This is a genomic window from Streptomyces sp. NPDC043996, from assembly GCF_056435225.1.
Map to the genome: position 1 here is coordinate 288482 of NZ_JBWKEY010000005.1, position 26419 is coordinate 314900.

Here is a 26419-nt window from a genome sequence, read left to right on the forward strand (position 1 = left end):
GATGATCTTCCACGGAACCGTAACCCGGCCCGGTCCGCTCAGTCCGTTCAGTCCGCCGTCAGCGTCAGGCGCAGGGACTTCAGGCCGTTGATGAAGTGCGAGACCAGGCGGTCGGGCGGCGCCGCCAGCCGCAGCGCGGGCACGACATCGATCAACTCCTCGTAGAGCACCCGTAGTTGGAGGCGCGCGAAGTGCGCGCCGAGGCAGACGTGCGGGCCGTCTCCGAACGACACGTGCGGGTTCGGGGCGCGGGTCAGGTCGAGGCGGTCCGGGGCGGCGAAGACGCGCTCGTCGCGGTTGGCCGCCGCGTGGAAGACGACCACCTTGTCGCCGCGGCGAAGGCGCTGCCCGGACAGCTCGGTGTCGCGCGCGGCCGTGCGCCGGAACGAAAGGACCGGCGGATGCCAGCGCAGCAGCTCCTCCACGGCGCCCGGCACCGGCGCCGCGCCCGCCCACAGCCTGCGCTGCTGTGCCGGGTGCTCGGCCAGGGCGAGCAGCCCGCCGGGCGCGGCGGCGCGCACGGTGTCGTTGCCCGCGACCGTGAGCAGGAAGAAGAACATCTCCAGCTCGGGCGCGGTCACTTCGGGCGTGGTGGCGAGCGTCGTCATGATGTCGTCGCCCGGGTGCGCGCGCTTGTGCGCGGCCAGGTCGCCCGCGTACGCGAACATGTCCCGCAGCAGCGCGGGCGAGCGCGGGTTCACCGGCCGCCCGTCCGCGCCGAGCACAGGATCGCCCGCCTCGTCCGGGTCCTGGTAGCCGATGACGCGCCGGGTCCAGTCCAGAAGGAGGCCCCGGTCGGAGTCCGGCACGCCCAGCAGGTCCGCGAGGTTCACCAGGGCGTAGTCGTCGGTCACGGCGGCCACCACGTCGCAGGTGCCGTCCCCGGCGCGGGCCCGGGCCACCGCGTCGGTGAGCAGCGCCCGCGCCCGGCGGCGCGCGAGGGCCTCGAAGCGGGCGACGCGGCGCGGCGTGAACGCCCGGCTGACCAGGCCCCGCAGCCTGCCGTGCCCGGCGCCGGTGCCCGGCGCCGGGTCCTGGTTGAGCATCATGCGCCGGATGAACGGCAGGTCGTCCGGGTCCGGGTCGCGGATCTGCGTGGCGCCGAGGCGCGAGGAGTACGCCGCACAGTCCCGCAGGACCGCCGTCACGTCCGCGTGCCGCGTCACCGCCCAGAAGCCGGGGCCCGCGGGCCAGCCGAGCACCGCGGGCTCCTCCTGCCAGGCGACCGGGTGGCTCTCGCGCAGGACGCGGTAGCGGTCGTACGGCACCCCGCGCGCGTACAGGCGCGGGTCGAAGACGTCGGGGACCACCTCCGGAGTGCCGGGCTCCGCGCGCGCGGCGGCGGGCGGGCGCGGTGTCACGCGCCGTCGGCGGCGGGGGCGCCGCCCGTCTCCGGTGTGGCGTCGTCCGCCCGCAGGAAGTCCTCCACCACCCGGACCAGGTCGAGCGGCGCCTCGTCCATCGCGTAGTGCCCGGCGCCCGCGAGCTCCACCAACTCGGCCCGCGGGAAGCAGGGCAGCCAGGTGTGCCGCATCGCCTCGGCCGAGAGCACCGGGTCGAGGGCGCCGACCACGGCGAGCGCGGGCACCGGGGAGCCCGCCACGCGCTCCTGGAAGTCGTTGCCCGCCCAGCCGTCGAGCCAGGCGCGGAACGCCTTGGCGTCGCTGCGCGCGAAGGAGCGCTCCACCATCCGGCGCAGCCAGGCCGCCGGGCGGCCGCCGCCCGTCGTCCGGTCGATGATCGCCCGCCTGCTGTCCGCCTCCTGCCCGGCCGACTCGAACAGCTCCCGCTCCTGTGGCCCCAGCGGCACGCCCGAAGCGGGCACCGGCGAGATGCCCACGATCCTGCGGACCCGCGCGGGGGCGTCCGCGAGCACGTGCTGCGCCACGCCGCCGCCCATGGAGTGCCCGACGACGGAGAACCGCTCCCAGCCGAGGTGGTCCGCGAGACGCAGCACGTCGGCGGCCGCCTCGGCGGTCGTGTACGGGCCGGGGGCGTCCCGCGCCTCGCCGTACCCGCGCAGGTCCACCACCGCGTACTGGAAGGCGCCCGCGTCGAGGTCGGCGAGGACCGGAGCGTACGCCGACCGGTCCGCGAACCAGCCGTGCACGGCGATCACTTTGTGCGGGCCTTCGCCCACGAGGTCATGAGGCAGCGTGAAGGTGGTCACGACCGCCACGATGGCCGTGGCGGCGGTGGTGCGCAAGGGTGCGGCGGCGGTCCCGCCCGGCTCGGGGGGCATCGGATTCCCCATCCGGCACGGCAAGTTGGCCGAGCGCCTGCGGGAGGCGGCCCTCGGTGGTCAGAATGTGGCATGGCCATCCGCCGTCTCAGCTACCGGCTCGCCGAGGAGCCGGTCACCGGTGCCGTCCGGCTGATTCCCGTTCCCGCGTCCGGGTCCGCCGTGGCGGACCCGTCGGGGCCCGGGGGCCGACGGCAGGTCCGGGAGTGGCTGGAGTGGGTGGAACTGGCCATCGGCACGGGGCACGACCGCGACGGCGACGGACACGGCCTCAGCTACAGCAGGCTGCCGGACGGCGGCAGCCTGCTGTGCGCCACGGCCACCGAGGGCCCCGGCGTCGAGGCCGTCCACTACACCGGCACCGACACCGCCCGCCTCGCCGAGAGATGGCCGATCGCGTCCTGGTCGACCGCGTCCGATTCGACTGCGTCTGACTCGACCGTGTCCGGGCCGACCTCGTCCGGGCCGACCGTGTCCGATTCGACCGCGTTCGGGCCGACCGTGTCCGGGCCGACGGCGGCGGGCGACGCGGGCGTGAGCGGCGCGCGGGAGAGCGGAGAGTCCGGGGACGCCGGGCCGGGGGACGAGATCGCCGCGCTCGGCGGTGTGGGGCGCGGTGAACTCGTCGCCTTCGCCCGGGCGCACGCGAACCGCCTCGCGCCCTTCCTCGCCGACGTGCGGCGGCTGTTCGACGACCCCGCGGGACGGCAGCTGATCGTTGCCGAGGAGCACCCGGACACCGTCGCCCGCTGGATCGCGCTGGCCTGCGCCTCGCTGCCCGCCGCCTATGTGCCCTCGCTGACGTTCACCACTCGCGCCGCCGACCCCGCCCGCGCCCCGCAGCACATCGTCGGCATCGGCCCCGACGCCGCCTTCGACCGCCGCGACGCCACCGCCCTCGAGCACTTCTACCGCGTCCACGACGGCCTCGGCGGACCCGGCAGCCCGCCCCGCCCCGACACCTGGGCCACCTGGGCGGCCCGCCTGTGGCTCGCCGGGGAGCCGCTGCCGAGGACCGACGCCGAACCCTTCGCCGCGGGACCGCTCGTCTCGCGCCTGGTGCGCGGCGGCCACCTCTCAGGGGCGGAGCTCGCCGGGCTCGGCGGCGACGCCTCGCGGGCCGCCGTCGACGTCCTCGTCACCGCCCTGGACCTCGGCCGCGCCGACCCGGCCGGGCTCACCGCCGTCTGCCACGACCTGCACGCCCACGCCCCGTCCACCGCGGCCCCGCTCGCGCTCGCCCTGGCCCGGCACCGCGTCGCCGCCGCGCTCCCCGAGGAGCGGCCCGCCGAACTCGGCGCGGCCCTCGCCGCGCTGCCCCTGGACGCCGAGGGCGAGCGCCTGCTGCGCGGCGAGTTCGGCGGCGGCGCCGACGTGGCGCTGCGGCGCGCCCTGCGCGACCCCGTCGACACCTGGACCGAACCGCTGCGCCGCGCCCTGGCCACCGGCGACGACGAGAGCGCCACCGCGGAAGCCGTCGAGAAGCTCTCCCGCCTCCTGCGCGACCCCCAAGGACGCACCGCCGCCGTGCGCGTCCTCGACGACGTCGACAGCGCCCCGCTGACCCGCCGCGTCCTCCAGGCGCTCGCCGCCAACCCGCACCCGCGCCGCCTCGACCTGCTGCGGGAGCTCGCCGAATCACCGGACGGCGACTGGCTGCGCCGCAACCTCGACGAGCGCTCCCCGGTGCCGCTGCGCCTCGCCGAGGCCGCCGCCCGCTGGCGCGACGGCGGCCGAGGGCCGCGCGGCATCGAACTGTTCGCCAAGCTCACCGAGGTCCTGCCCAGCCGCATGGTGACCTCCGCGGACACCCTGCGGCAGATGTGGTGGCTGGTGTGGGGCAGCGGCTGCCCCGACCCGGCGGAACTGTCCTGGGTCGCCCGCACCTGCACCGTACGGCTGCTCATCGAGGCCGACTTCGGCAAGCGCGTCACGGGCCTGCTGAGCGCCCCGGACGGCGTCGACCGCGAACTCGTCGCCTTCGCCCGCGACCTGCTGCACGAGAAGCGCCTCTCGCCCCGGCAGCGCGCCACCGCCGAACTCCTCGTGCTCGCCCAGGACCTCGTCGACCGGCGCAAGGCCCTCCACCAGGGCATACGCCGATTCGAGGCGCTGTACGTGGACGCCGCGCCCCTCGACGTGACGGTGCGCCGCGGCGTGTTCCGGCTCGTCGCCCGCGCCCTGGCCCGCGCCGACGCGGGCCAGCAGGCCCGCCCCCCGGTGTACGACCACCTCATCGCGGCCGGGCCCGAACTCCTCACCCCGTACCGCGCGTTCATGCTCGACGAGGGCAGGCGCGAGCAGCTCGCCCATGAACTTCCCCTGCGGCCCGACGAGATCGCCGCCTGCTACAGCCTGTGGCGCCCCAGCAGGCGCCCCGGCATGAGCCAGGCGTGGCGCGACGTCGCCGCCGAGCTGCTCGCCGGGATACTCGCGCCCGTCGCCGCCGGGCTCAACCACCCCCAACTCTCGGACGTGGCCGACCTCATGACCAAAGGTCAGGGAGGCGTGAGCCGCGTCCAGGAGTGGAACGCCTGGCGCAACAGCCTGCGCGCCCACTAGCCCGGCGGCCGCCCCCACCGGTGAAACCGCACGCCCGCGCGGGCGCGTCCCTACGTACCGACTGATCCACCTGGAGAGGACCAGCGTGAGCCGACCCCAGCACAGCACAACGACCAGTGAGACGGCCGACAACTTCCCGGGCGGCTCCATGGCGAGCCGCCCCGTGCACTTCATCTGGATGCTCGACTGCTCGGGTTCGATGAGCGTCAACGGCAAGATCGGACAGCTGAACTTCGCCATCCGCGAGGCCATCCCGGAGATGCAGCAGGCCGCCAACGCCAACCCGGCGGCCTCGCTCCTCGTGCGCGCCATCTCCTTCGCCAGCGGCGCCAGCTGGCACGTCAGCGACCCCACCCCGGTGGACAGCTTCTCCTGGGAGGACGTCCACACCTACGGCGGCACCGACATGGGCGCGGCCTTCAAGCTCGCCGCGGGCGCCCTGCAGACGCCGCCGATGCCGCAGCGGGCGCTCCCGCCGGTGCTCGCGCTCGCCTCCGACGGGCAGCCCACCGACGACTGGCGCGCGGGCCTGCGCGCCATCGACAGCACCCCCTGGGGCAAGCGGGCCGTGCGCGTCGCCGTCGCCATCGGCGACGACGCGGACAAGAGCATGCTCAAGGAGTTCCTCGCCAACCCCGAACTGGAGCCGCTCCAGGCGAAGAACCCGCGCCAGCTCGCCGCCGCCATCCGCTGGATGTCCACGGCGGTCGTCAAGGACGCCTCCACGCCCAAGGTCGAGGACGCCAAGCCCGCGACGCCCCTTGGCCCGCCGCTGACCAAGGACGACGGCGGGGCCGACATCTGGTGAGCGCCGCGCCGGACGCGGACGGCGGCCACGGGCCCGAGGCCCGCTGGACGCTGCTCACCGGCGCCGTCAAGGGCGTCGGCAAGAAGTACAGCCAGGACAGCTGGGCCGCCAAGGTCACCGCGGACGGGTGCGCCGTCGTCCTCACGGTCGCCGACGGCCACGGCTCCGCCGCGCACTTCCGCAGCGACCTGGGCGCCCGCTGGGCCGTCGAGGAGTTCACCGCGTGCGCGGAGGCCTTCGCGCACGAGGCGGTGCGCGTCGGCGAGCACGCGGCGGGCTGGCCGGGCCTGCGGGCCGAGGCCCGGCTCCTGCCGCAGGCCGTCGGCCACCGCTGGCACCGGCGCGCGCTGCTGCACGACAGCAACGCGCCCGCCCGCGGCGCGTCCCCCGCCCAGCGCGCGGCGGCCCGCAAGGAGGCCCGCGGCCGGGGCACCCCGGACCTCGCCGCCTACGGCAGCACGCTGCTCGGCGCGGTCCTGACCGCACACACCCTGCTGTGCTGGCAGCTGGGCGACGGCGACATCGTCCTCGTGGACGACGGCGGCGTCCCGCACACCCCGCTGTCCAGCGGCCCCGACCTGGGCGACGAGACCGACTCGCTGTGCGAGCCGGAGCCCTGGCGCAAGACCCGCACGTACTGGCAGCCCATCACCGGCGGCCCGCCGCCCACGGTGCTGCTGTCCACCGACGGCCTCTCCAAGAGCTTCGCCGACCACCAGGGCTTCCTGGACTTCGCCACCGGCGTGCGCGAACGGGCCGCCGAACACGGCGTGGCGGCGGTGCAAGGACAGCTGGCGGACTGGCTGGGGCGGGCGGCGACGTACTCGGGGGACGACACGACCCTCGTCGGGGCGTTCGGCGCCCCGCACGAGGCACCTGAAGCGGCACGCACGAGTGAGGGAACGGCAACGGCATGAGTGAGGGAACGGGGAGCCCGGCATGAGCAACGGCATGCTCGCCAGCGGGAAGAAACTGGTGGCCGAGACCGGTGAACGGCTCACGGTCGCCGAGCTGTTCGGCTCGGGCGGCCAGGGCGAGGTGTACCGCGTCACGACGGCGAACGGCGACCAGGCCGTGAAGTGGTACTACCCGCAGCTGGCCGACGCCCGGCAGCGGCACATCCTCGAAGGGCTCATCGAGAAGGGCTGGAACGACGACCGCTTCCTGTGGCCGCGCTCCATCGTGATGGACCCCGAGGGCAAGGAGCCCGGCTTCGGCTATCTGATGGACGTGCGGCCCGCGCGCTTCCAGGACCTGCCCGCGCTGTTCCGGCGCGACCCGTCCGTCAAGGACGCCACGATGCGCACGCTCGTGACGGTCGCCCTGCACACCGTGGAGGCCTACCGCGCGCTGCACTCCAAGGGCATCGCCTACCGCGACATCAACTGGGGCAACATCTTCTTCGACCCGCGCACCGGCGACGTCCTGGTGTGCGACAACGACAACGCCGTCGTGGAGGGCGCGCTCGCCGGGGTCGCGGGCACCATGGACTTCATGGCGCCCGAGCTGGTGCGCGGCGACCGCGGCGCACAGCCCGGCACCCAGACCGACCTGCACTCGCTGGCCGTGCTCCTGTTCCTGCTCCTGATGAACGACCACCCCTTCAACGGCGCGCTCGCCATGAGCATCCACTGCATGGGCGAGTCCGCCAAGCGCAAGCTGTACGGCACGGACCCCGTGTTCGTGTACGACCCCAAGGACACCCGCAACCGCCCGCTGGCCGGGGAGCAGCCCACCGTCATCGCCACCTGGGCCGCGCTCCCGCCGATCCTGCGCGACCTGTTCGTGCAGACCTTCACCGACGGGCTGCGCACGCCCTCGCGGCGCGTGCGCGAGACGCAGTGGCGGGACGCCCTCAGCCAGGTCCTCGACGCCATCACCCAGTGCGGGCGGTGCGGCAAGCAGAACCTGACGCAGCCCGATGGCGCGCCGCCGAACTGCTGGAAGTGCGGCACGCCGCTCCAGCTGCCGCCGCGCCTGGAGCTGGTCACCGCCACCGGCACCACACTGCGCACCCGGCGCGGCATCCGCCTCGACCCGAACGCGCGCCTGTACGCCCACCACCTGGACGGCGACCCGGACCGGCACGACTTCCGGGCCGTGGTCGGCGAGGTCACCGAACACCCCAAGCAGCGCGGCCGGTTCGGCCTCACCAACCGCACCAGCAGCGTGTGGACCGCCCGCAAGCAGGACGGCACGGTCCTGGACGTCGACCCGGGCCGCACCGTCGCCCTCCAGACGGGGCTGCTCCTGGAGTTCGGCGGGGGAGCCGAGGCGGAGGTCAAGGACTAGGGGCCTAGGGCCTTAGGGCCTTAGGGCTGCCCGGCCGCCTGGGTGCGGGCGGCCGGGCGGCGCAGCCAGCGGCGCCACCACGCCCACCGGACCGGCAGCGGCGGGGGCGGGGGCGGCGGGGACGCGGGCAGCGCGACGTGCACGGGCGCGGCCGGGAGCGCCACCGCGTCCGGGCGGGGCAGCGGCACGAGGGTGACGGTGCACGCCGTGTCCGGCACGGCGACGGTGACCGCGCCCCCGGCGGCCCGGTGCGCGCTGCGGGGCACCCGCCGCTCCTCGCGGCGCACCCCGTCGTCCCAGGCGATCAGCGTGAGCACCGCGGGCTCCGGCCAGGTGAAGCGCACCTGGGCCCACCCGGCGTCGAGCCGCAGCACCCGCACGTCCGTGACGGGCTCGGGGTGTTCGACGACGACGCTCGGCCCGGCGACCACGAGGTCGCCGAGCGCGCTCACCGCCGTCATCCGCAGCCGCTGCCGGGGCGGCGGCGACACGTCCATGCGCAACGTCTCCCCGCCGGACGCGGCGCGCGTCCCGGTGAGCTCCCCGATCCGCCGCGAGACGTCGGTGCCAGGGGCGACGGGCCCTGCGGGCCACGGCACCAGCGTGCTCTCGCCGCGCTCCGGGGCCCGCCAGGCGAGCCGCACCCGGTGCCCGTCGCGGTGCGCGGTGACCTCCGTGACCCGCGAGGGCCACTCCTCGGCGCGGGCCGTCACGCGCACCCCCGGCGACCAGCGCAGCGCGTCGCCGCCCGGATAGCCGCAGCTGACCTCGTACGCGTACGTCCCGAGCGGCAGCGGCACGTCCAGGAGGCGGTCGCGCTCGCAGGGGACGGGCACCGGCGGGCTGCCACCGCCGTCCACCCGCGAGCGCAGCACCCGCACGGCGGTGGCCGCCGGGTGCGGCTGCCAGCGCAGGCGGACGCCGTCGGGCACGGGCACCGCCGCGAGCTCCGCGGGGTCCGGGGCGATCAGCGTCGGCGCGGTGACGCGCGGCACCCCGGCGACGCGGGAGCCGCGCAGCGGCACGACGGCGTAGCGCAGGGCGACGCCCAGCGGGACCCCGTCGTCCACGGCCGTCACCGCGCCGCCGGGCCCGGCCAGTTCGACGGCCTGCTCCGGCGCGCCGTCGGGGAAGCGCAGGACGTGGTACGTCACCGAGGCCGCCGAGCGCGGCGGCCGCCAGGAAAGACGGACGCTGCCATCGTCGACGGCCGCCGTCACCGCCGCGTCGGCGGGCGTGTCCGGCGCGTCGGCCAGGGCCGCGGCGGCGCGCAGCAGACCCGTACGGAGCTCGGGCGCGTCGGTGGCCTGCCGCAGCGCGGTGAGCCAGGCGGCGGCCGCGGCCCGCCACGCGCCGCGCTCCTCCAAGGCGGCCGCCCGCTCGGCGTGCCGCGCCACGGCGGCCGAGCGGTCCCGCAGCGTGCCGAGCAGCCGGGCCAGGACGTGGTCCTCGGGGGCCTTCGGCAGCGGCGCCGCCGCGCGCTCGGCCGCCCGCAGCCGGGGTCCTGGCCAGAGGTCGTTGACGGTCTCCGCGGCGCGCCGCCGGGCCCCGGCGGCGGGGAAGCGGGCGTCGACGGCGGCGGCGAGCAGCCGGGCCTCGCTGCTGTGCACGCCGAGCGCGGTGACGTCGTCGGCCGTGGTCGCCCGGGCGCCCTGCCGGTCCTTGAGCAGACAGCACACCTCCCACAGGACGATGTGGCGCAGGCCCATCGGGTCGTCGCGGGCGAGGGTCTCCAGGGTGTCCACGACGGCCGCCGCCGTCAGCGCGCGCGGGTCCGCCGATGCCCGCCAGGCGTCGTGGGCCCCCCGGACGTAGGGCACGTCCACGCGGCTCCACAGCCCGCCGCGGCCGGGGAACCACAGGCCGTCCAGGACGCGGAAGCCGTCGTCGGTCTCGGCCTGGGGCAGCGTGCCGAAGACACCGGCCGCCGCGCGCCGCCGCGCCGGTTCGCGCAGCAGGTCGGCCGCGTGCCTGAAGCCCAGGTCGGCGATGGCGGCGCGGAGTTCGCCGTAGCCGCGCATGCCGGGGAACTCGGGCAGGACGGGCAGCGGGGGCAGCGCGCTGGTGCCCGTGGCCCGGACGCCGGGCCGCCACGTCGTCGCCACCGGTCAGCCTCCGGTCGCCGAGGACGTGGGGGCGGTGGACGCGGACGCGCTGGACGCGGACGCGGTGGGCGTGGGCTCCGTGAAGAAGTACACGCGGACCACGGCCGTCTCCGGCGTGCTGTTCAGGTCGTGGAAGTCATTGGCCGCCGTGGCCTTCGTGAACATGCCGGGACGGCCCGCGACGAGCGCGGAGTTGACGCGGCGCGCGTACGCCTGCCCTTCGCCGCCCCCGCCGAAGGTCAGCACCAGCGCGGCCCTGCGCCCCCGCCACTCGCGGGTGGCCCGGTTGATCTGCCCGGCCAGTGACTTCTTATCGGTGCCCTTGACGTCGAACTCCCGGGGCTTGCGCTCCACCGAGGGCGGCCCCGATGGCTCCTTCGGCGGCTTCGTGGACGAGGTCGCGCCGCCGGACTCCTTCGGGCGGTCGGCCAGCGGGTCGGGCCGGTCGGCCATCGACACGAGCGCGAGGACGAGCAGCAGGTCGGCGAAGAGCCAGCCCGCGAGGACGACCCCGGCGATCCGGCCCCCGCGCCGTCCGCGCCGGGTCACGTGTCACCGCCGGGCGACGACGGCGGCCGCCGCCTCAGCGGCGGGCGCAGGGCGCGGGTGCGGGCGGAGTACAGGTCGGAGTCGGGGTGCGGGGCGTCGGCGTACGGGCCGGAACCGGTGGCGTCGCGGGGCGTGCCGCCGCTGAGGGACGGGTCGTCCTGGACGTCCGGCTCCGGGGGTGCCTCTGGGGGCGCCTCTGGGGTGGCCGCTCCGGGGGCGGCCGAGGCGGGGGTGGGGCCCGGGCGGGTGGGCGGTGGGGTGAGGTCCTGGCCGCCGTCCGCCGGGGGCGAGGTGCGCGGGGCGGGGACGGGGTTGCCGTTTCCCTCCGGCCGGGGCGCCATCGGCACCGTCGCGCCGTATCCGGAGCCGCCCGCGCCGTATCCGGAGCTGCCCGGTGCCGCGTACCCGTTTCCGGAGCCGTACAGGCCACCGCCCGACCGGGGGGCCTCCGCCCCGTTGCGCGACGGCGCCCCCGCGAAGGAGCGCACGCCGGTCTCCACGCGGGCCGCCGCGTCCTGCCAGTGCGCGGCCGCCGCGTCCCAGCGCTCGGTGGCCTCGCGCATGCCCTCCACGGCGTCGTTCGTACGGCTCGTGCTGGACACCAGGGCCTTGCAGGCCTGGTCGGTGGTCCGGGCCACCGCCTCCGTCTTGGCGACGAGCTCCGTCTGGGCGGTGACCAGGGCGCGCAGCGAGGTGTCCACCGTCGCGCCCGACGCCTTCACCTGGTCGGCGATCAGCCGCGCCGCGTTCGTGCTCGCGGTGCCCGCCTGCGTGGCCGCGCGCTGGCCTTCCCGCAGGGCCGTCTCGATGCGGTCCGCCGCCGCCCCCAGCTTCGGCACCTCGGCGGTGAGCTTGCCCGCCGCGTCCCGCAGCGAGGTCGTCGCGCCCGTCATGGCGCCGGTGGCGCGGACGAGCGCCTTGTGGTTCTTGTCCGCCTCGGCGGCCAGGGACCGCATCTCGCCCGCGGCCTTGGTGAGTTCGGACGTGAACTGCTTCGGCGAGGCGCTGCGGTGCGGGGCGAGCAGCATCTGAAGACGCGTCAGAAGCGAGGCGAGCTCGGCCAGGAGCCGCTCGCGCTCGGCGTCCCGCTCGTCCTCCTCGCGCTCGGCACGCGCCCGTACGCGCGCGTGCACCACGGACAGCAGGACGAGTAAGGCGATCAGGACGACCGCCATCAGCGCCACGTTCTCGAACCGGCCGAGCGGCGAGAGATGGCCGCCGAAGCCGGACTGCCAGAGCTGCAGGAAGGGCCGCGTGGCCTCCTTGCGGTCGACCTCGCTCAGCTCCCCGTACGCGTGCACGGCCTCGCGCAGACCGAACCACGTCACCAGGAGCGGCACGAAGACCAGCGTGCCGAGCGCGGCTTCCAGGAGCGTGTCGCGCCGCGCCGACCGCCGGGTGCCGCGGGTGGTGACGCTCTCCGGGCGGACGAAGACGTGGACCAGGTCCAGCTCGGCCCAGCGGTCCAGGCGGTTGTCGTGGGTCACGTCGTGCGCGAGGACGTCGAGTTCGGCGGCCCGCGGGCTGAGCTCCGGCTTTCCCGACAGGTCCTGAAGTCGCTGGACGAGATCCGATTTGTTCAGCAGCTGTGCGGGCCTCAAGCGCGTACTCCCTGCTCTTCGGGACGTGTGGCGGGACGTGTAGCGGGACGGATGTCGGGACGTGCGTCGGGGCGTGTCCCGGACATGCTCCAGGATGTCCTCCGGGACCGGTCCGGGACCCGTCCCGGACCGGTCCGGGACCGAGGAGCGCCTCGCCCACGAGGCCCTCGTCAGTCGAGGACGTCACCCCTGCCGCGCCGGTTCCTGCCGGCATGGCTCAGCCGGGCCAACAGCGCCTCGGCCTCGGGGTGTTCAGGGTCCCACGTGAGGCACTTGCCAAGGGCCTCAATCGCCTCATCCCTCGCTCCGCGCCGATGCAGCTCCTGCGCGTGCCGGAACGTGCGGTGCGCGAGCAGCCCCCGCACCCGCTCGCTCGTCGGGTCGTGGCCGTACGCGCAGCGCAGCCACCGCTCCGCCTCGGGGAAGCGGTCGGGGGACATGTCGGCCATCGCGGCCGCGCAGTGCACCTCGATCATCTCGTCGAGCACGTCGGCCCGCGCCGGATGCGAGGTGGCCTCCTGCCAGGCCAGATGGGAGGCCTGCACGGCGTGCTCGTGGTGGCCGAGGTCCAGCAGCACGCGGGCGCGGGCGAGTTGGCGCAGGGCGGCATGGCTCAGGGTGCGCGGCGAGTCGTCGGTGAGGACAGCGGGCGCCGGGGGGCGGGGCTCGGGGACCTCCGGGGGCCCGGCGTCCCGCCCGGACGCTTCGGGCTCCGCGCCCACGGCGGGGCCCGCTCCCGGCTCTGGGCCCTGCGGTTCCGCACCGCCCCCACGCTCCTCCTCCGCCGCCCCCGTCAGCCCCTCCAGCAGCTCCCGCGCCTCGGCCACGATGTCCCGAAGGAGCGCCACCGCCTCCCGCCGCCGCCCCTGCCCGGCCAGCTCCCTGGCCTGGGCGAGGTCGCGGCGGGCGGGCCCCGGGGCGTCGTCCGCGGCGAGCAGCGTCGCGGTGAGCGAGGGGGCGTCGGCGAGGGTGTCCCGGCCTGGGTCCGCGAGCTCCAGGGGCCCCTCCTCCAGGGCCGCCGAGCCGGACGCGGACGCGCCGCCCGCGAGCCGCACCGCGTGCTTCAGGGCGCCGAGCGCGAGCAGGTCCGCGGAGCCGCGTGCCATGCTCCGCCCCAGCTCCGCGACGCCCGCCCGCACCTGCTCAAGACGGGTGCCGCCGCCCACGAGCAGCAGCGTGTCCACGTCCGGGCGGCCGAGCGCCGACTCGTTGAGGAGGGCGTGGGCGCGCCGCACGGTGCGGCGCACATGCGGTTCGAGAAAGGCGTCCAGGTGCGGCCGGGTGATCCGCATCCGCAGCGGCGGGCCGTTGCCGAGGTCCAGGGTGAACGCGGCGGAGTCGGACGCCGACCCGGTGGCCGTGCCCAGCTCCTCGCGCGCCGCCTGCGCCCGCTCCCGGTGGCCGAGCCACACCCGCGGGCCGCCGCCCGTCACGGCCGCGGGCCCCCGGTGCGTCCGCAGCAGCCGCACCGCCGACGCCAGCGCCGCCTCGTCGAAGACGCGGCCCCCGGAGCTGGCCGCGCCGTCGTAGCCGAGCGCGCGGTAGTGGCCGCGCACGCCGCGCACCAGGCCGATCTCGAAGCCCTCGTACCCCATGCCGTACACCAGGAACGTGCCGCTGTCGCGGTCCGTGGTGTGCCCCATGACCGCGGCGAGTGAGTCGCTGATGAGCCGCACCGGCACGAGCCCGGCGGCCCCGGCCGCGTCGCGCAGCGCCTGCCGCTGCGCCGACTGGAACGCCGCGGGCACGCTGATCACCGTCTGCGCGACGGCGCCCGCCCGGGCCTCGACGCGCTCGCGCAGCGCCCGCAGGGCCCGCGTCACCAGCGTCTCCGCGTCTGCCACCGCCGCCGCGTCCGCCGCGCTCTCCCCGGCCCTCATCGGCTCCCCGCCCGCCGCGTCCCGCCACGGCACCGGACGGCCGCTGCCCAGGAGGGACTTCAGGCTCGGGAACACCACCGGAAGGACCCCGGCGGCCGCGGGCGCGCACAGCAGCCACGGCCAGTCGTCGCCGGGCAGGTCCAGGCGGCGCGCGGGCCGCCCGGGCACCGCGAACAGCGCCCGCACCCCCGTCGCGCCGAAGTCCACACCGAGGCTGACCTGGCCCTCGGCGCCCCCCGCCGTCACCGCCCCGCCCCCCGCTTTCGTCATCCGCCCGCCAGGTCGTCCGGGACTTGGAGGAAGCCGTCGTAGTCCCGCTTGTTCGGCAGCGACGGCACCGCGCGCTCCGAGTACGCCACCGCGATCATGCCGCGCAGGTTCTTGGCCTGCTCCGCCGTCTGGATGCTGTTGCCCTGCCGGTGGGCGGCCTTGACCTGCTCCACGGCCTCGCTGATCGCCTTCACCGTCTCCAGCGGCGCGCCCTCCGAGGCCAGTTCGGCCTGCCGGAACTGGCTGGCGAGCCCGCACTGGTGGTACATGTCGTCCAGGAGCAGCTCGGTGAGGCGCTGGTACTCGCCGCTGTCGCCCATCTCCACCGCCCGCTGCGCCTGCGTGATGTCGCGGCGCACCTTCATCTCCTGAGTGTGCTCGACGTAGGGGCCGTACCGCTTCAGGAAGTGTCTGGCCTCCCGCTCGGCGAGCCCCAGTTCCTCGCGCAGGACCGCGCTGTCGACCTCCCGCTCGGTCTCGGGCGGCGGCGTGCGCGGCTTGTCGCGCCGCGGGGTCGCCTCAAGCGCCATGTCGGTGCCGCGCACACTGATCCGGACGGTGATGATCCGGTCCGCCGAGTAGTTGAACGACACGTCGACGTGGCGGTTGATCTCGATCTCCTGCGGCAGCTCGAACTCGACCACGCCCTGTTCGTGGTTCTCGCTCGCCACATGGCTGTCGCCCTCGTACACCGGCACCCGGATCAGCCGGCTGTCCGTCGCGTGGAACGTGCGCTGGCGCGGCTCGGGCAGCGGGAACGGCGAGCCCGCCGGGATGATCGGCACGAACACGTCCCGCCGCGCGCCCTTGACCGCGGCGATGCCCATCGCCATCGGCGTCGACTCGAACAGGCCCGTGGAGCCGACCGGGCGGGCGTTGACCAGGCTCTGGCCGCAGTCCGCGCACACCTCGGCGGCGTCCTCGTTGACTTTCTGGCACTGCGGGGCCGGGCACTCCACGCCGTTCAGGGTCTCGGCGAGGACGCCCGCGCCGTAGGCCACGCACTCCATCGGGTTGATGTTGCGGCGCACCTTGTCGCCGCCGAAGTACGCCTCCACCGCCTCGTACACAGGGCGGGTCAGCGTGCCGCCGCCGACGAGCAGCACGTCCGAGATGTCGGCGGGCGTCAGCTCGTAGCCGCTGAGGGTGTCCTTGACGAGGTCCATGGTGCGGGTCACCAGGGGCGCGATCATCTCCTGGAACTCCTCGCGGGTGAGCGCCATCTCGACATCGACGATGCCCTCGGGGCCGTGGTAAGCCGCCGGGATCACGATGTACGTCTCCGACAGCTCGTTCAGCTCCCGCTTGGCGGCCTCGGCGGCCTTCTTCGCCTGGAACAGGAACTCCTTGTCGCCGGACGGGTCGACGCCCCGCTCGTCCCGCATCCAGGCGATGATCCGCTCCACGATCGTCAGGTCGAAGTCGTCGCCGCCGAGCCAGATGTCCCCGGCGGAGCGGAGCACCTGGAACTGGCTGTTGCCCTCGTGGTCCTTGACGGTGTTCAGGACGGAGATGTCGAACGTGCCGCCGCCCAGGTCGTAGACGAGGACCCGGCTGCGCGCCCCGCCCGGCTTGTGCAGGCCGAACGCGACCGCCGCCGCCGTCGGCTCGTCCACGATCTTCTTCACCACCAGGCCCGCGCGCTGCGCCGCCTCCCGGGTCGCCGCGCGCTGCGCGTCGCGGAAGTACGCGGGCACGGTGATCACCGCGTGCGTCACCTGCTCGCCGAGGGTGCGCGCCGCGTCCCGCACCAGCTTGTCCAGGATCACGCTGGAGATCTCGGCGGGGGCGCGGGTGCGGCCGCCGAGCATCACATGGGCGCGCGGGTCGTCGTCGGGCCCGGGCACGATCTCGTACGACAGGCGCTCGCGGGCCTGCGCCACCGGGTGGTCCGCGAAGTCGCGGCCCATGAGCCGCTTCACGGACACGATGGTCTCCTTGGGCTGGCGCACCGCCCAGCGCAGCGCGTCCTCGCCGACGAGGGTCTGGTCCTTGCCGTCGCGGCGCGCGAGGCCGACCACCGACGGCGTGAGCCGGTCGCCCTTGCTGTTGGTGAGGACCGCGATGTCGTCGCGGTGCGGATCGTGGGCGGCGACGGCGCTGTTCGTGGTGCCGAGGTCGATCCCGATGGCCTTCATCCCTGTGCTGTCCCTTCCTGTGCTGCCTGGCCTGTCCCGCCCGGGGGCACGTCCTCGGCGGCGTCGCCCGCGGCGACCACGACCCGGGCGGCGCGCAGCACCCGCCCCCGGTATCGATACCCGCGCCGCGCGACCTCAAGGACCTCGTCGTCGGCCGTTCCCGGGGGCGCCGGGCGCACGGCCACGACGTGGTGCGTGGCCGGTTCGGCGCGCTCGCCGACCGCGCCGAGCGGCTCCAGGCCCGCGCCCGTCGCGGCCGACTCCAGCTGGCGCGCGATGAGTCGCACACTGCGGTGGTACGCCGCCGGGTCCGCGCCCGGGCCGCCCGCGAGCAGCCGGTCGCACGCGTCGAGGGCGTCGGCGCACGCCAGGAGCAGCCGCTCGGTGTGCGCGCGGTGCGCGGCGTCACGGGCCGCGAGCGCCCGCGCCCCCTCGTACGCGACGCGCGCCGCCTCCGAAGGGGAATCCTGCTCGGTCACAGCGGCCTCCTGGGGGCGCGGCGGTTCGTCGGCGGGCGTCACGCGTCGAACCGGATCAGCTCGCGCAGCAGCCGGGCGAGGTCCTCGCCGGACAGCGGCTCCCCGGCGTCCGGGCCGCTCAAAGCCGCGAGGAGCGCGTCGATCTCCCCGGCGGCGCCCGGCAGTTCGGCGGCGACGTCCACGTCGTACAGGAACAGGTCGACGAGCAGCCGTCCCGGCACCGTGCGCAGGTCGTCCCACGCGGTCTGCGCGAGCGGTGTCATCAGGCGCCGGGCGAGCAGCTCGAACGGCACGTCCCGCAGCTCGGCCTGGGTGGTCCACGGGGTGACACCGGCCCGCGCGAGGGCGTCGTAGGGGCTCGGCGGGCCGTCGGGGTCCCGGATCACGGGGCATCGCCTTCCTCGTCGGGGGCGTCGGGGGCGTCGGGTTGGTCGGGCGGTGGCGGTGGCGGTGGCGGTGGTGCCAGCAGCGTGAGCCAGTGCCACAGGGCGTCGAGGAGCGCCCGCCGCACCCGCGGGTTCATGGGGTCCGCGCGGGTCGCGCGGATCAGGTGGTGCAGGGCCTTGCGGACGTCGCCGCGGGCGAGCTCGGCCTCCGCGCGGTCCGTCAGCTCGGCCGCCCAGGCGGGCAGGTCGTCCTCGTCGGGCGGCGGCTCCGCGCCGTCGCTGCGGATCAGCTCGCCCATGCCCGCGACGCCCAGGTCGGTGGCGAGCAGCCGGTCGAGCTCCTCCAGGCTCTCGCCGAGGGTCTCGCGGTAGTTGTGCGTGAGGGCCTGGCCGAGGCCGACGTCAAGGAGGCCGAGCGCCTCGTGCAGGAGCCGAAGGCGGGGCGGGAGCGCGTCGCCGCGCTCGTCCAGGGTGAAGACGAGCGCGCGGGCCAGGTTGTCGCGGGCGTGGTTGGAGGCCGGGTTGAGGGCGAGGGCGCGGCGCAGGTCGGCCTCGGCGCCGTACACGTCGGAGCGCATGCCGTGCTTGGTGCGGGTGTAGCCGCGCCACACGCCCCGCATCGAGTACAGCGCGGAGAGCCGGCCGTCGAGCTGGTCGCGGTCCTCGCGGTCCAGCGGGTGCAGCAGCGGCGGCACGGCCTCGATGAGGGCGATCGCCTCGTCGAGCACGCCGCCGCGGCGCGCCTGCGGCTCGTTGACGAGCGCCTCCACCCGGCCGAGCACCGTGCGGACGACGGCCTTCTTCGCGCGGGCCGACATGCCCGCCCTGCGGGCCGCCCCCACAAGCCGCTCCCACTGTTCGAGCGCCCGGCTCAGCCCGTCCCCGCCCTCGCTGAGGGCCGTCCGGGACAGCTCCAGGCGGACGCGCACGGCGAGTTCCACGCCGTCCTGGAGCAGCCGCGCGCGGCGGTGCGCCAGGCGCAGGTACGCCGGGTCGCGGCGCAGGAAGTCCTGGCAGTGCGGGCACCCTTCGACGTGCGCGCCCTGGCCCGGGCCCGCGCAGTCGTCGGGGAGCGTGGTCAGGGTGGGGAAGGCGGGCAGGGCGCGCAGGGCGCCGGGGAACTTGCGGACCGCGCACAGCGCGAGCGCCCGCGCGAGGCCCGAGAACGCCCAGCGCAGCTCCCGCGCCGCGTACTCGCCCGGGTCCTTGCCGTCCTTGGCGGCGGCGTCCAGGTCCGCGGCGAGCGCCGCGAGCGGCAGCTGGAGGTCGAGCAGCCGCACGTAGTGGGGCCCGCAGGCGAACGCGCCGCCCGCGCCCGGCACCCCCGGCAGACCCCCGACGTCCTTCAGGACCCGCGCGCCACCCAGCTCCGCCTCCAGGAAGGCCGCCAGCTCCTCGTACTCCTCCGCCTGCCCCGGCCGTCCCTCCTCGGTGTGGCGCTGCTCGTAGGTGGAAAGCAGCGCGGACAGATGGCGGCTGAGCTCCCAGCGCAGCCGCGTCATGTCCTGCGCCGTCAGCTCCCGTTCGTAGCAGGCGGCCCGCTCGGCCCGCCACTCGTCCCAGTACGCGTCGTCGCTGAGCAGCGTCGCCCAGTACGCGAGCGCCGACTTCCACGTCCGTACGGCGTGCTCCCACGCGCCGCTCTGCTCCAGCTCCTGCGCCTGCCACAGGCGGGCCACGGCGAGCCCGTGCGCGACGGCCATGTCGCCGGGCGCGGCGGCCAGGCGCCGCTCCCACTCGGCGGCGGCCGCGTCCCGGCCGCGCGCGAGGAGCAGCAGCAGCGGGGCGTCCGCGGGGAACCGCTCGCACAGCACGTCGACGAGGCGGCCGAGGCCGGGGCCCGCGTGCTCGTCGTCCGGCGAGAGCGAGGCGAGCGCTTCGCGCACCGCGTCGGGCGCGTGCCAGCGGTACAGCAGCGCGTCCAGCTGGAGCCGCCCGCCCGGCAGCCGCAGCCGGTCCAGGGCGACCCGCTCGTGCCAGGACATGCCGCCGCGCTCCAGGAGCGTGTACGGGGCGTCGCTGACGGCGGCCATGGACACGCCGGGGTGCACACCCGCGTCGCGCAGCGCCAGATACGGGAACGTCGCGTCGCGCAGCGCGAACGGGTCGGCGGCCAGCGGCGCGTGGGTCAGGCCGTCGGCCCACGGCAGCAGGTCGAGCAGCCGCCGCAGCCTGCGGCGGCGCACCTCGGCCCGGTCCAGGCCGCCCGCCGCCCGCTCATAGGCGGCCACGGCCTCGCTCCACCGCCCGTCCGCCTCCAGCAACCGGCCCTCGGCGTAGGCGAGATGGGCGGCGGCGTCCCGGTGGCCCGGGCAGCCGCGGAAGGCGTCGGCCGCCTTCGCCCACTCCTGGTGGGCGTCGGCGATGCGCCCGCGCGCGTACGCGGCGAGGGCGGGGGCGTCCCGCTGGGTGCCCAGGGCCCCGGCGCCCGCCACGACCGCGGCCCACTCGCCGTCGGCGTCGGCGGCCCGCAGCCGCGCGTACCGGCCGCGCGCGGCGCAGTCCGCGGGGGTGCCGTCGGCCCCGTCCCGCTCGTAGGCCTCGTACGCCTCGGCGACCGCGCGCCAGGCCGCGGCGGCCCCGGTGGTCGCGGCGCTGGCGGCGTCGGCGGCGTCCTCTTCGGCGGCGCGGGCGCGCGCGTACCGCCGCCGCGACGGCACGTCCGCCCAGGCGTCGGGCAGGACGCGGTACACGCGCAGCGCGTCGGGCCAGCGGGCGGCGGCCTCGTGGGTGCGGGCGAGGGCGTAGAGGTACAGGTGCAGGGGCTCGGCGGAGCCGGGGGCCAGGCGCGGCGCCGCGCCGGGGGGCACCGCGCCGTCCTGGAACGCCCGCGCGTGGATGGCGCACGCCTCGGTCCAGCCGTCCCGCTCCTCGGCGCCGCGGCCCTCCGCCTTGCGGCGCAGCGGGCCGACCGTGGCGTCGCGGGCGGCGTCCGGCACGCCCTCGAGCAGCGCGCGGGCCGCCGCCCAGTCGCGGTGCACGTCGGCGGCGATGCGGGCGCGGGCGTAGCGGCGGCGCACGCCCACGTCGCCGTCCGCGTACGCGTCCGGCAGCCGCCCGAAGCCGTCGATGGCGTCCGCCCACGCGCCCCGGGCGTCGGCGGCCCGCCCCCGCGCGTACAGGGCCTGGTCGGCCACGTCGCCGAAGCCGTTCGACAGACCGCCGAGCCAGGCGAGCGCCCCGTCCCAGTCGGCCTCCTCGCGGCAGAGCCGGGCCCGGGCGTAGGCGTGGCGGCCGTCGGCGTCGAGGTGGGCGCCGGGCGCGGCGCCGCCGGGCGGCGCGCCGTCGGGTACCCGGCACGCGGCGAAGGCCGTGGCGGCGCCCGCCCAGTCCCCGGCGTCGGCGGCCGCGCGCCCGCGCGCGTACGACAACCGCAGGGCGGCGTCGCCGGCTTCGAGACCCGTGTCCCGCGCGCGCCGCCCGCACGCCCCGCACGCTCCGTATGCCTCGATCGCCCCGGGCCAGTCCCCGGCCGACTCCGCCGCGCGGCCCCGCGCGTACGCCGCTTGGACCGCGGCCCCCGGGGTGTCCGGGCGCAGGGCGAGGACGTCGGCGTAGGCGCGGGCCGCGGTGTCCCAGTCGGCCTCCTGGTGGGCCCGTTCGGCGGCGGCGAGGGCGGTGGCGGCGCGCAGGGCCGCGCGGGCCGCGGCGAGCCGGGCGGGCGCCTCGGGGAACCCGAGGCCGGCGGCGGCCACCTCCTCGTACAGGGCGATCGCGCCCTCCCAGTCGGCGGCGGCCTCCGCGGCCCGCGCCCGCTCCAGGAGCCCGGCGGCGATCCGCAGCCGCTCCGCGCGGGCCACGAGCGGTCCCGGCAGCGGGTGCGGCAGCGCCTCGTGGACCACGGCGAGCCGCGCGGCCGCGGCGGCGCCGTCGTGGTCCGTGGCGAGCAGCGCGCACAGCTTCTCCAGATCGGGCCAGGCCAGTTCGTAGGCGGCCTCGGTGCGCAGGCGGCGCTGCTCGTCCTCGTACTGCCGCGTCGGCGTCCCCAGGATGCGCTGGACCTGCGCCCACCGGCCCTGGTCGCGGGCGAAGCGGGCGGCGCCGATCAGGGTGGTCGCGTCCACGTGCCCGAAGGGGTTCTGGAAGGCCTCAAGGGCGTCGGCGCCCTCGCGCAGCGGGTCGGCCACAGCCCCGCCGTCGTCGCGCACCTCCCGCGCCTTGAACAGCCATCCGTGCCGGTAGTCCGCGTGCAGGAACAGCGCGGGCGTCGCCCACTCCACGGCCGTGTGCCGGGGCAGGTGCGACATGCGGCGGCGGGCGGCGGACACCGACTCGTCGAGGGTGCGGTTGGCCGCGAGCCCCTTCAGGAGCTCGGGGCTGAAGCGGCCCGCCGACACGTCGCTGACCCGCCCGCGCATCGCCACCACGGCGGGCAGACCCCCGCCGATCAGCGCCTGCGCGAGGCCCGAGAACGGCTCGGCGTGCACCCCGTCGGGGCCCGAACTGTCCGCGCCCGAGCAGAGGTTGAGCACCGCGAGGCGCAGCCGCGGCGCCTTGAGCAGGATGGCGCTGAGCAGGTCGGCGGGCACCTCGTCCACGCCGCCGGAACGGGTCTCCAGGCAGACGACGCCCTTGCCGAGCTCCTCGTCGTACGCGCCGTGCGCGATCAGCAGCACGACCGTGGGCAGATCGCCGTGCGCCCCGAGGGCCGACTCCAGGCGCTCGCGCGTCGCCGCCTCCACGACGGTGGTGCGCACGGCCACCTCGGGCAGCTCCAGGCGCAGCGCGGCGACCTCCGTGTCCAGGCGCAGCGGCGGGCCCGCGGCGGGCGGCGACGCGCAGGCGACGACCAGGCGGATCAGGCTGGGCTCGTCGGCGGGCCCGGGGAGGCGCCCGCCGAGCGATCCGCCCGGAAGCGAGCGGACCAGGGAGTAGTGGGGGTGCAGGGCCAGTGACTGCTCCGGCCGGTCGGGCGGCGCGCACAGGGTCTCCAGCGGCAGTTCCCGCAGCCGGGGCGGCAGGTCGAAGCGCAGCCGCAGGCCGCGCGCGGGGGCCATGCGCTGGGCGAGGTCGAAGGCGGCGGAGAGGCAAGGGCCGGTGCCGGTGCCGGTGCCGGTGCCGGTTCCGGGGCTAGGGGCGGCGGGTGGGCCAGGGGGGTGCGGGAAGCCGTGCGGGCCGGGGGCGTGGCCGTAGCCGGGGCCGCCGACCGGGCCCGCGTCCCGGCCCGGCGCGGCGTGCGGTGCGGCGTGGGGCCCGGCGTGCGGCGCCGTGTGCGCTCCCGGCGTGCCGCTCGCGCCCGCCGCCCCGCGCCCGCCCCGCGCGGCCCCGAACAGCAGCTCGTACACCCCGCGTCCGAGCTCCCGCAGCTGCTCGACGGTGTGCCGCTCGCCCATGGGCGCGTACCCGAGGTCGGCCTCGACGAGGCGGTCCCACCGGGCGCGGAACGCTGCGGGCTCGCCGTCCACGGCGATCACGTCGGCCGCGCAGGAGGGGCCGCTCACCGCCACGAGGAAGTGGGACGGGCCGAACGGGCGGACGCGGATGCGCAGTTCCTCGTACTGGAGCACGGCCGCGGCTCACCTCCCGCTCTCGTCGAACTGCTCGCGTACGAAGTCGAGTTCGCTCTGGGCCCGGCGGCGCTCCTCGGTGAGCTCGGGGTCGTCGGGGAAGTGGGCGAGCGCGGCGGTGAGCGCCTCGACGGCCTCCTCCAGGACGCCGCGCGCGCCGGACAGGCTGCCGGACCCCCACCGCTGGAGGGCCAGGCCCCGCAGGACGACGCCGAGGCTGATCTGCGCCCGGTGCGCGTGCGGGCTCAGGGCCACCGAGCGGCGCAGGTCGGCCGCGGGCGCGTCCAGGACGGAGTCCTCGCGATTGGCCTCGGCGATGCCGCGGTCGGCCAGGACGCGGGCCAACTGTCCGTCGACGCGCGGCCGTTCGTTGGCGCCGAGCACCGAGCGCGCGGTCTCCAGGACGGCGATGGCGTGGGTGGGCCGCCGGGCGCGGTGGGCGGCCTTCGCGGTGGCGAGGGCGAGGCCGGTGATGCGGGCCTGGGCGGCGCGGTAGCGCCCGAGCTCGCGCGCGTGCACCAGGGCGCGGCGCCAGCACGCGGCGGCGCCGTCGAAGTCCGGCCGCCCGGCGGTGAGCGCGTCGTGGCCGAGGGTGATCCGGGCGTGCAGGGCGAGGTCCCTGGCGTCTCGCGCGAGCCGCTCGCGGGGGTCGGGCAGGCCCGCGTAGCCCGGGTTCAGCTCGTCGAAGCGGGCGCAGTCCGCCTCGCACACGGGCGCGGCGGCGGCGCCCGCCGCGCGGGCCCGCGCCCGGCAGTCGCGGCAGCGCAGCTCGGCGAGCGCGGCGAGGGCGTCGCCGGGCAGGCCCTGGGCCAGGTGCGCGCGGGCGAAGCCGAGTTCGGAGAAGGCCTGGATGAGGCTGTCCTCCGGGCGGGCGGCGGCGAACGCGCCGAACTCCCGTACGGCGCCGAGCGCGGCGATCCGCAGCGGCCCCCCGCGCGCCGGCGCGCCGCCCGCCGCGCCGAGCAGGCGCGCGGCCTCCGCCTCGCGCTGGAGCAGCGGGCCGGGCGGCACCCGGGAACCGCTCTCCCCGGTGTCGGGGTGCGTCAGGCGCCGCTCCAGGTGCTCGCACAGCGCGGTCCGCAGGCCGGGCACGAGGGCCTGGGGCACCTCGACGCCGTACCGCTGTGCGGCCCGGCGCCGCAGCCGCTCCCAGAAGCCGTCGTCGTACAGCAGCGCGCCCCAGGAGCCCACGCATCGCTCAAGCGCCGTCTGTGGTACGTGGACCAGGGCGAGGGCCAGGGTGTGGGTGACGCGGTGGTCGTCGGGGGCCTGCCGGGTGGCGGCGTCGAGGAGGTCGACGGCGACCTCGCGGCGGCCGCCGGTGACCAGCGCCGTGGCGTACAGCGGCGTGTGGGTGCCGTGTTCGCGGCGCAGCCTCCAGGCGGCGGCGAGGAGCGCGGCCGCCCGCCGCTGGCCGGGCGGGTCGCCGCCGAGCGCGGCGAGGGCGGCCTTCCGCAGCCGCAGCGCGACGGCGCGGGCGCCGCTGCCGCCGAGCGCCGCCGCGACCCAGGCGGCCTCGTCGTCGGGGCCCGCGCGCTCCAGATCGGCGAGGGCGTGGGCGTGCCGTCCCGACAGGGCGCGTACGTAGGCGCGCTGCACGGCGGCCCGCGGATGCGGCCGCTCGTGCCCGAGGGCTTCGGTGAACCGCTCCTCGGCCGCCGCGAGGTCCCCATGCCGCGCGAGCGCACACCCGATCCAGTACGGCACGTGGGCCCAGCCGGGGTCCAGATCACCGGCCGCGCGGAACTCCCCTAAGGCCAGCTCAACGTCCCCCGCGCGCAGCCGGACGCGCCCCAGCCCGACACGGGCCCGGGCGGCGAGCCGAGCGGGGGCACCGCCGATCCCCCGCACGCCACCTGACGCCTCCGCGCTGCTTGGGGTGTCCGTGTTGCCTTGCGTCTCCGTGCCGCCTTGCGCTTGCGTGCCACCCGGGGCCTGCGTGTGGTCCTGCGCCCGCGGGTCGCTCGGCGTCTCCCCGTCGCCCCGTGCCTTCGCGTGGCCCTGTGCCTGCGGGGCGCGGGGTGTCTCTGGGCAGTTCGGCGCTGCCGCGTCACCTCGTGGCTTCGTGCGGTCCAGCGCCCGCGTGTGGTCCTGCGCCCGCGTGTCGCTCGGCGTGTCCGTGTCGCCCTGTGCCGGCGTGTGGCCCTGCGTTTGGGTACCGCCCTGTGTCTCCGTGGAGCCCTGCGCTTGCGTGTCGTCCGGCTTCTCCGCGCCGCCCCGTGTCTTCGTGTGGCGCTGTGCCTGCGGGGCGCGGGGTGTCTCTGGGCAGTTCGGCGCTGCCGCGTCACCTCGTGGCTTCGTGCGGTCCGGGGCCTGCGTGTGGCCCTGAGCCCGCGGGTCGCGGCCCTGCACCCGCGTGTCGCTCGGCGTGCCGGTGTCGCCTTGTGCCTGTGTGTGGCCCTGCGTTTGGGTGCCGCCCTGCGTCTTCGTGTGGCCCCGCGCGTGCGTGCAGCCCGGCGTCTCCATGTCGCCCGGCGCTGCCGCGTCACCTTGTGTCTTCGTGTGGTCCGGGGCCTGCGTGTCGCTCCGGGCCTCCGTGTCGCTTGGCGTCGCCGTGCCGCTCGGCGTCTTCGCGTCGCCCCATGCCTTCGCGTCGCCCCGCGTCTCCGCATCACCCCGCGTCTCCGCATCGCCTGGCCTCGCCGCATCGCCCGGCGTGTCCGCGCTGCCCAGCGTCTTCGTACCGCCCGGCATCTCCGCGTCACTCGGCGCGTTCGTGCCACCCCGCGCCTCCGCGCCCTCCCGCGCCCCGGCGCCCTCCGGCGCCTCTGTGTCGCCCCGAGCCCCCGCACCCCCCGGCACCCCCGTATCGCCCCCCACCGAACCCAGCAGCGCCAGAGCCCGCCGGAAGTGTTCCTCGGCGCACCCGTCGTTCCCGCGCGCCGCCCGGGCCTCGCCCTCGGCGCACGCGGCCTGTGCCTCGGCGTACGTGGTCCGCGACTCGGCCCGTGCCTCGGTGTGTGCCGTTCTCGCTCGTGCCCCCACTCTCACAAGCCCCCGATCAGCGGCCGGTGCCGGGTCAGCTCGCGGCCTCGTCCAGCTCGGAGCGCCAGCGGGCCTGTTGCCGGTCGTAGTGCAGGGGCCCCACGCGAAACGCCGTCAAGTCGAGCCCCAGCAACTGCTCAAACGCCTCGGGGGGCAGGTCCGGTTCCAGGACGACGCTGAGTCCGCTGCGGTCGTCCCGCAGGACGAGGGGGCGCGTCGTGGTGCCGTCCCGGCGCGCGCTCCGGCGCACCGCCGCCTTGAAGGACCCGTACGCGTCCCGCACGGCCTCCGCGCCCAGGCCGCTGAGGAACGCCTGGAGCGGCAGCGAGGCGAGGACGAGCCAGGGGACGTCGCCCGCGCCACGGTGGCCGACGGCGCGGCGGACGCGGGCGGTGCGGACGCCGAGTCCGCCGAGCGCGGCGACCAGTTCGTGGCCGAGGTCGTCGGGCACGTCCTGGTCCAGGAGCACTTCGGCACGCAGCGGCGCGTCGGGCATGGGGCGGTCTCCTTCCGCCGGGAGGCGCGGGGCGTACGGCCAGACCCGTGGAGCACGGGTGCCACGGGCCCGGACCCGCAGCCTAGAGGCGCGGCACCGGCGCGTGCCGGGAAACCCGG

16 protein-coding genes are annotated in these 26419 nt (G+C 76.7%); 4 read left to right on the forward strand and 12 right to left on the reverse strand.

The genetic code is table 11. The features are described 5' to 3' along the window. Positions 1–47 precede the first annotated feature (47 nt). Together AC07A4_RS15395 and AC07A4_RS15400 are read right to left on the reverse strand one after the other, a co-directional pair. Positions 48–1361, reverse strand: a complete 1314-nt coding sequence (locus tag AC07A4_RS15395) for a cytochrome P450 (protein ID WP_478598060.1) — start codon at positions 1359–1361, stop codon at positions 48–50. After that, positions 1358–2170, reverse strand: a complete 813-nt coding sequence (locus AC07A4_RS15400; RefSeq protein WP_478598914.1) for an alpha/beta fold hydrolase — start codon at positions 2168–2170, stop codon at positions 1358–1360. Before AC07A4_RS15400 ends, AC07A4_RS15395 begins: the two co-directional genes overlap by 4 nt. 144 nt (positions 2171–2314) lie before the next feature. Here AC07A4_RS15400 and AC07A4_RS15405 point away from each other — a divergent pair, with 144 nt between their 5' ends. The 4 genes from AC07A4_RS15405 to AC07A4_RS15420 all read left to right on the forward strand — a co-directional run bounded on the left by AC07A4_RS15405 (position 2315) and on the right by AC07A4_RS15420 (position 7904). Then, on the forward strand, positions 2315–4804 hold the full coding sequence (locus tag AC07A4_RS15405; protein WP_478598063.1) for a GTPase-associated protein 1-related protein: 2490 nt from the start codon (positions 2315–2317) through the stop codon (positions 4802–4804). Between the two features lie 148 nt (positions 4805–4952). Beyond that, entirely contained in the window at positions 4953–5612 is a 660-nt protein-coding gene (locus AC07A4_RS15410) for a vWA domain-containing protein (protein ID WP_478598917.1), read from the forward strand. Further along, a complete protein-coding gene (locus AC07A4_RS15415) occupies positions 5609–6529 on the forward strand; it encodes a protein phosphatase 2C domain-containing protein (RefSeq protein ID WP_478598066.1) in 921 nt (306 codons plus the stop codon). Before AC07A4_RS15410 ends, AC07A4_RS15415 begins: the two co-directional genes overlap by 4 nt. A 22-nt stretch (positions 6530–6551) precedes the next feature. After that, entirely contained in the window at positions 6552–7904 is a 1353-nt protein-coding gene (locus AC07A4_RS15420) for a protein kinase domain-containing protein (protein ID WP_478598069.1), read from the forward strand. Positions 7905–7924: 20 nt separating this feature from the next. Here AC07A4_RS15420 and AC07A4_RS15425 read toward each other — a convergent pair whose 3' ends face one another. From AC07A4_RS15425 to AC07A4_RS15470, 10 genes are all read right to left on the reverse strand, one after another. Beyond that, positions 7925–10009 (reverse strand): hypothetical protein, encoded by a 2085-nt coding sequence (locus AC07A4_RS15425; RefSeq protein ID WP_478598072.1) that lies wholly within the window; start codon positions 10007–10009, stop codon positions 7925–7927. A 3-nt stretch (positions 10010–10012) separates the two neighbouring features. Beyond that, positions 10013–10558 (reverse strand): hypothetical protein, encoded by a 546-nt coding sequence (locus tag AC07A4_RS15430; RefSeq protein WP_478598074.1) that lies wholly within the window; start codon positions 10556–10558, stop codon positions 10013–10015. Beyond that, the gene (locus AC07A4_RS15435) at positions 10555–12159 is read right to left on the reverse strand and encodes a hypothetical protein (RefSeq protein ID WP_478598077.1); all 1605 of its coding nucleotides are present in this window, start codon (positions 12157–12159) and stop codon (positions 10555–10557) included. Before AC07A4_RS15435 ends, AC07A4_RS15430 begins: the two co-directional genes overlap by 4 nt. A gap of 170 nt (positions 12160–12329) precedes the next feature. After that, the gene (locus tag AC07A4_RS15440; RefSeq protein WP_478598079.1) at positions 12330–14309 is read right to left on the reverse strand and encodes an Hsp70 family protein; all 1980 of its coding nucleotides are present in this window, start codon (positions 14307–14309) and stop codon (positions 12330–12332) included. Next, positions 14306–16447 (reverse strand): Hsp70 family protein, encoded by a 2142-nt coding sequence (locus AC07A4_RS15445; protein WP_478598082.1) that lies wholly within the window; start codon positions 16445–16447, stop codon positions 14306–14308. Before AC07A4_RS15445 ends, AC07A4_RS15440 begins: the two co-directional genes overlap by 4 nt. Beyond that, positions 16444–16926, reverse strand: a complete 483-nt coding sequence (locus AC07A4_RS15450) for a nucleotide exchange factor GrpE (protein WP_478598085.1) — start codon at positions 16924–16926, stop codon at positions 16444–16446. The genes AC07A4_RS15445 and AC07A4_RS15450 overlap by 4 nt, the downstream gene beginning before the upstream one ends. Positions 16927–16964: 38 nt before the next feature. Further along, positions 16965–17312 carry a hypothetical protein gene (locus tag AC07A4_RS15455; RefSeq protein ID WP_478598088.1) on the reverse strand — a complete coding sequence of 116 codons (348 nt, stop codon included), beginning with the start codon at positions 17310–17312 and terminating at the stop codon, positions 16965–16967. Continuing rightward, positions 17309–22819: a CHAT domain-containing protein gene (locus AC07A4_RS15460; RefSeq protein ID WP_478598091.1), complete on the reverse strand. Its 5511-nt coding sequence runs from the start codon at positions 22817–22819 to the stop codon at positions 17309–17311. The genes AC07A4_RS15455 and AC07A4_RS15460 overlap by 4 nt, the downstream gene beginning before the upstream one ends. Positions 22820–22828: 9 nt before the next feature. Beyond that, positions 22829–24670, reverse strand: a complete 1842-nt coding sequence (locus tag AC07A4_RS15465; protein WP_478598094.1) for a hypothetical protein — start codon at positions 24668–24670, stop codon at positions 22829–22831. Positions 24671–25838: 1168 nt separating this feature from the next. Further along, complete coding sequence (locus tag AC07A4_RS15470; RefSeq protein WP_478598097.1) at positions 25839–26300, reverse strand: hypothetical protein; 462 nt, start codon at positions 26298–26300, stop codon at positions 25839–25841. Between the last annotated feature and the right edge of the window lie 119 nt (positions 26301–26419).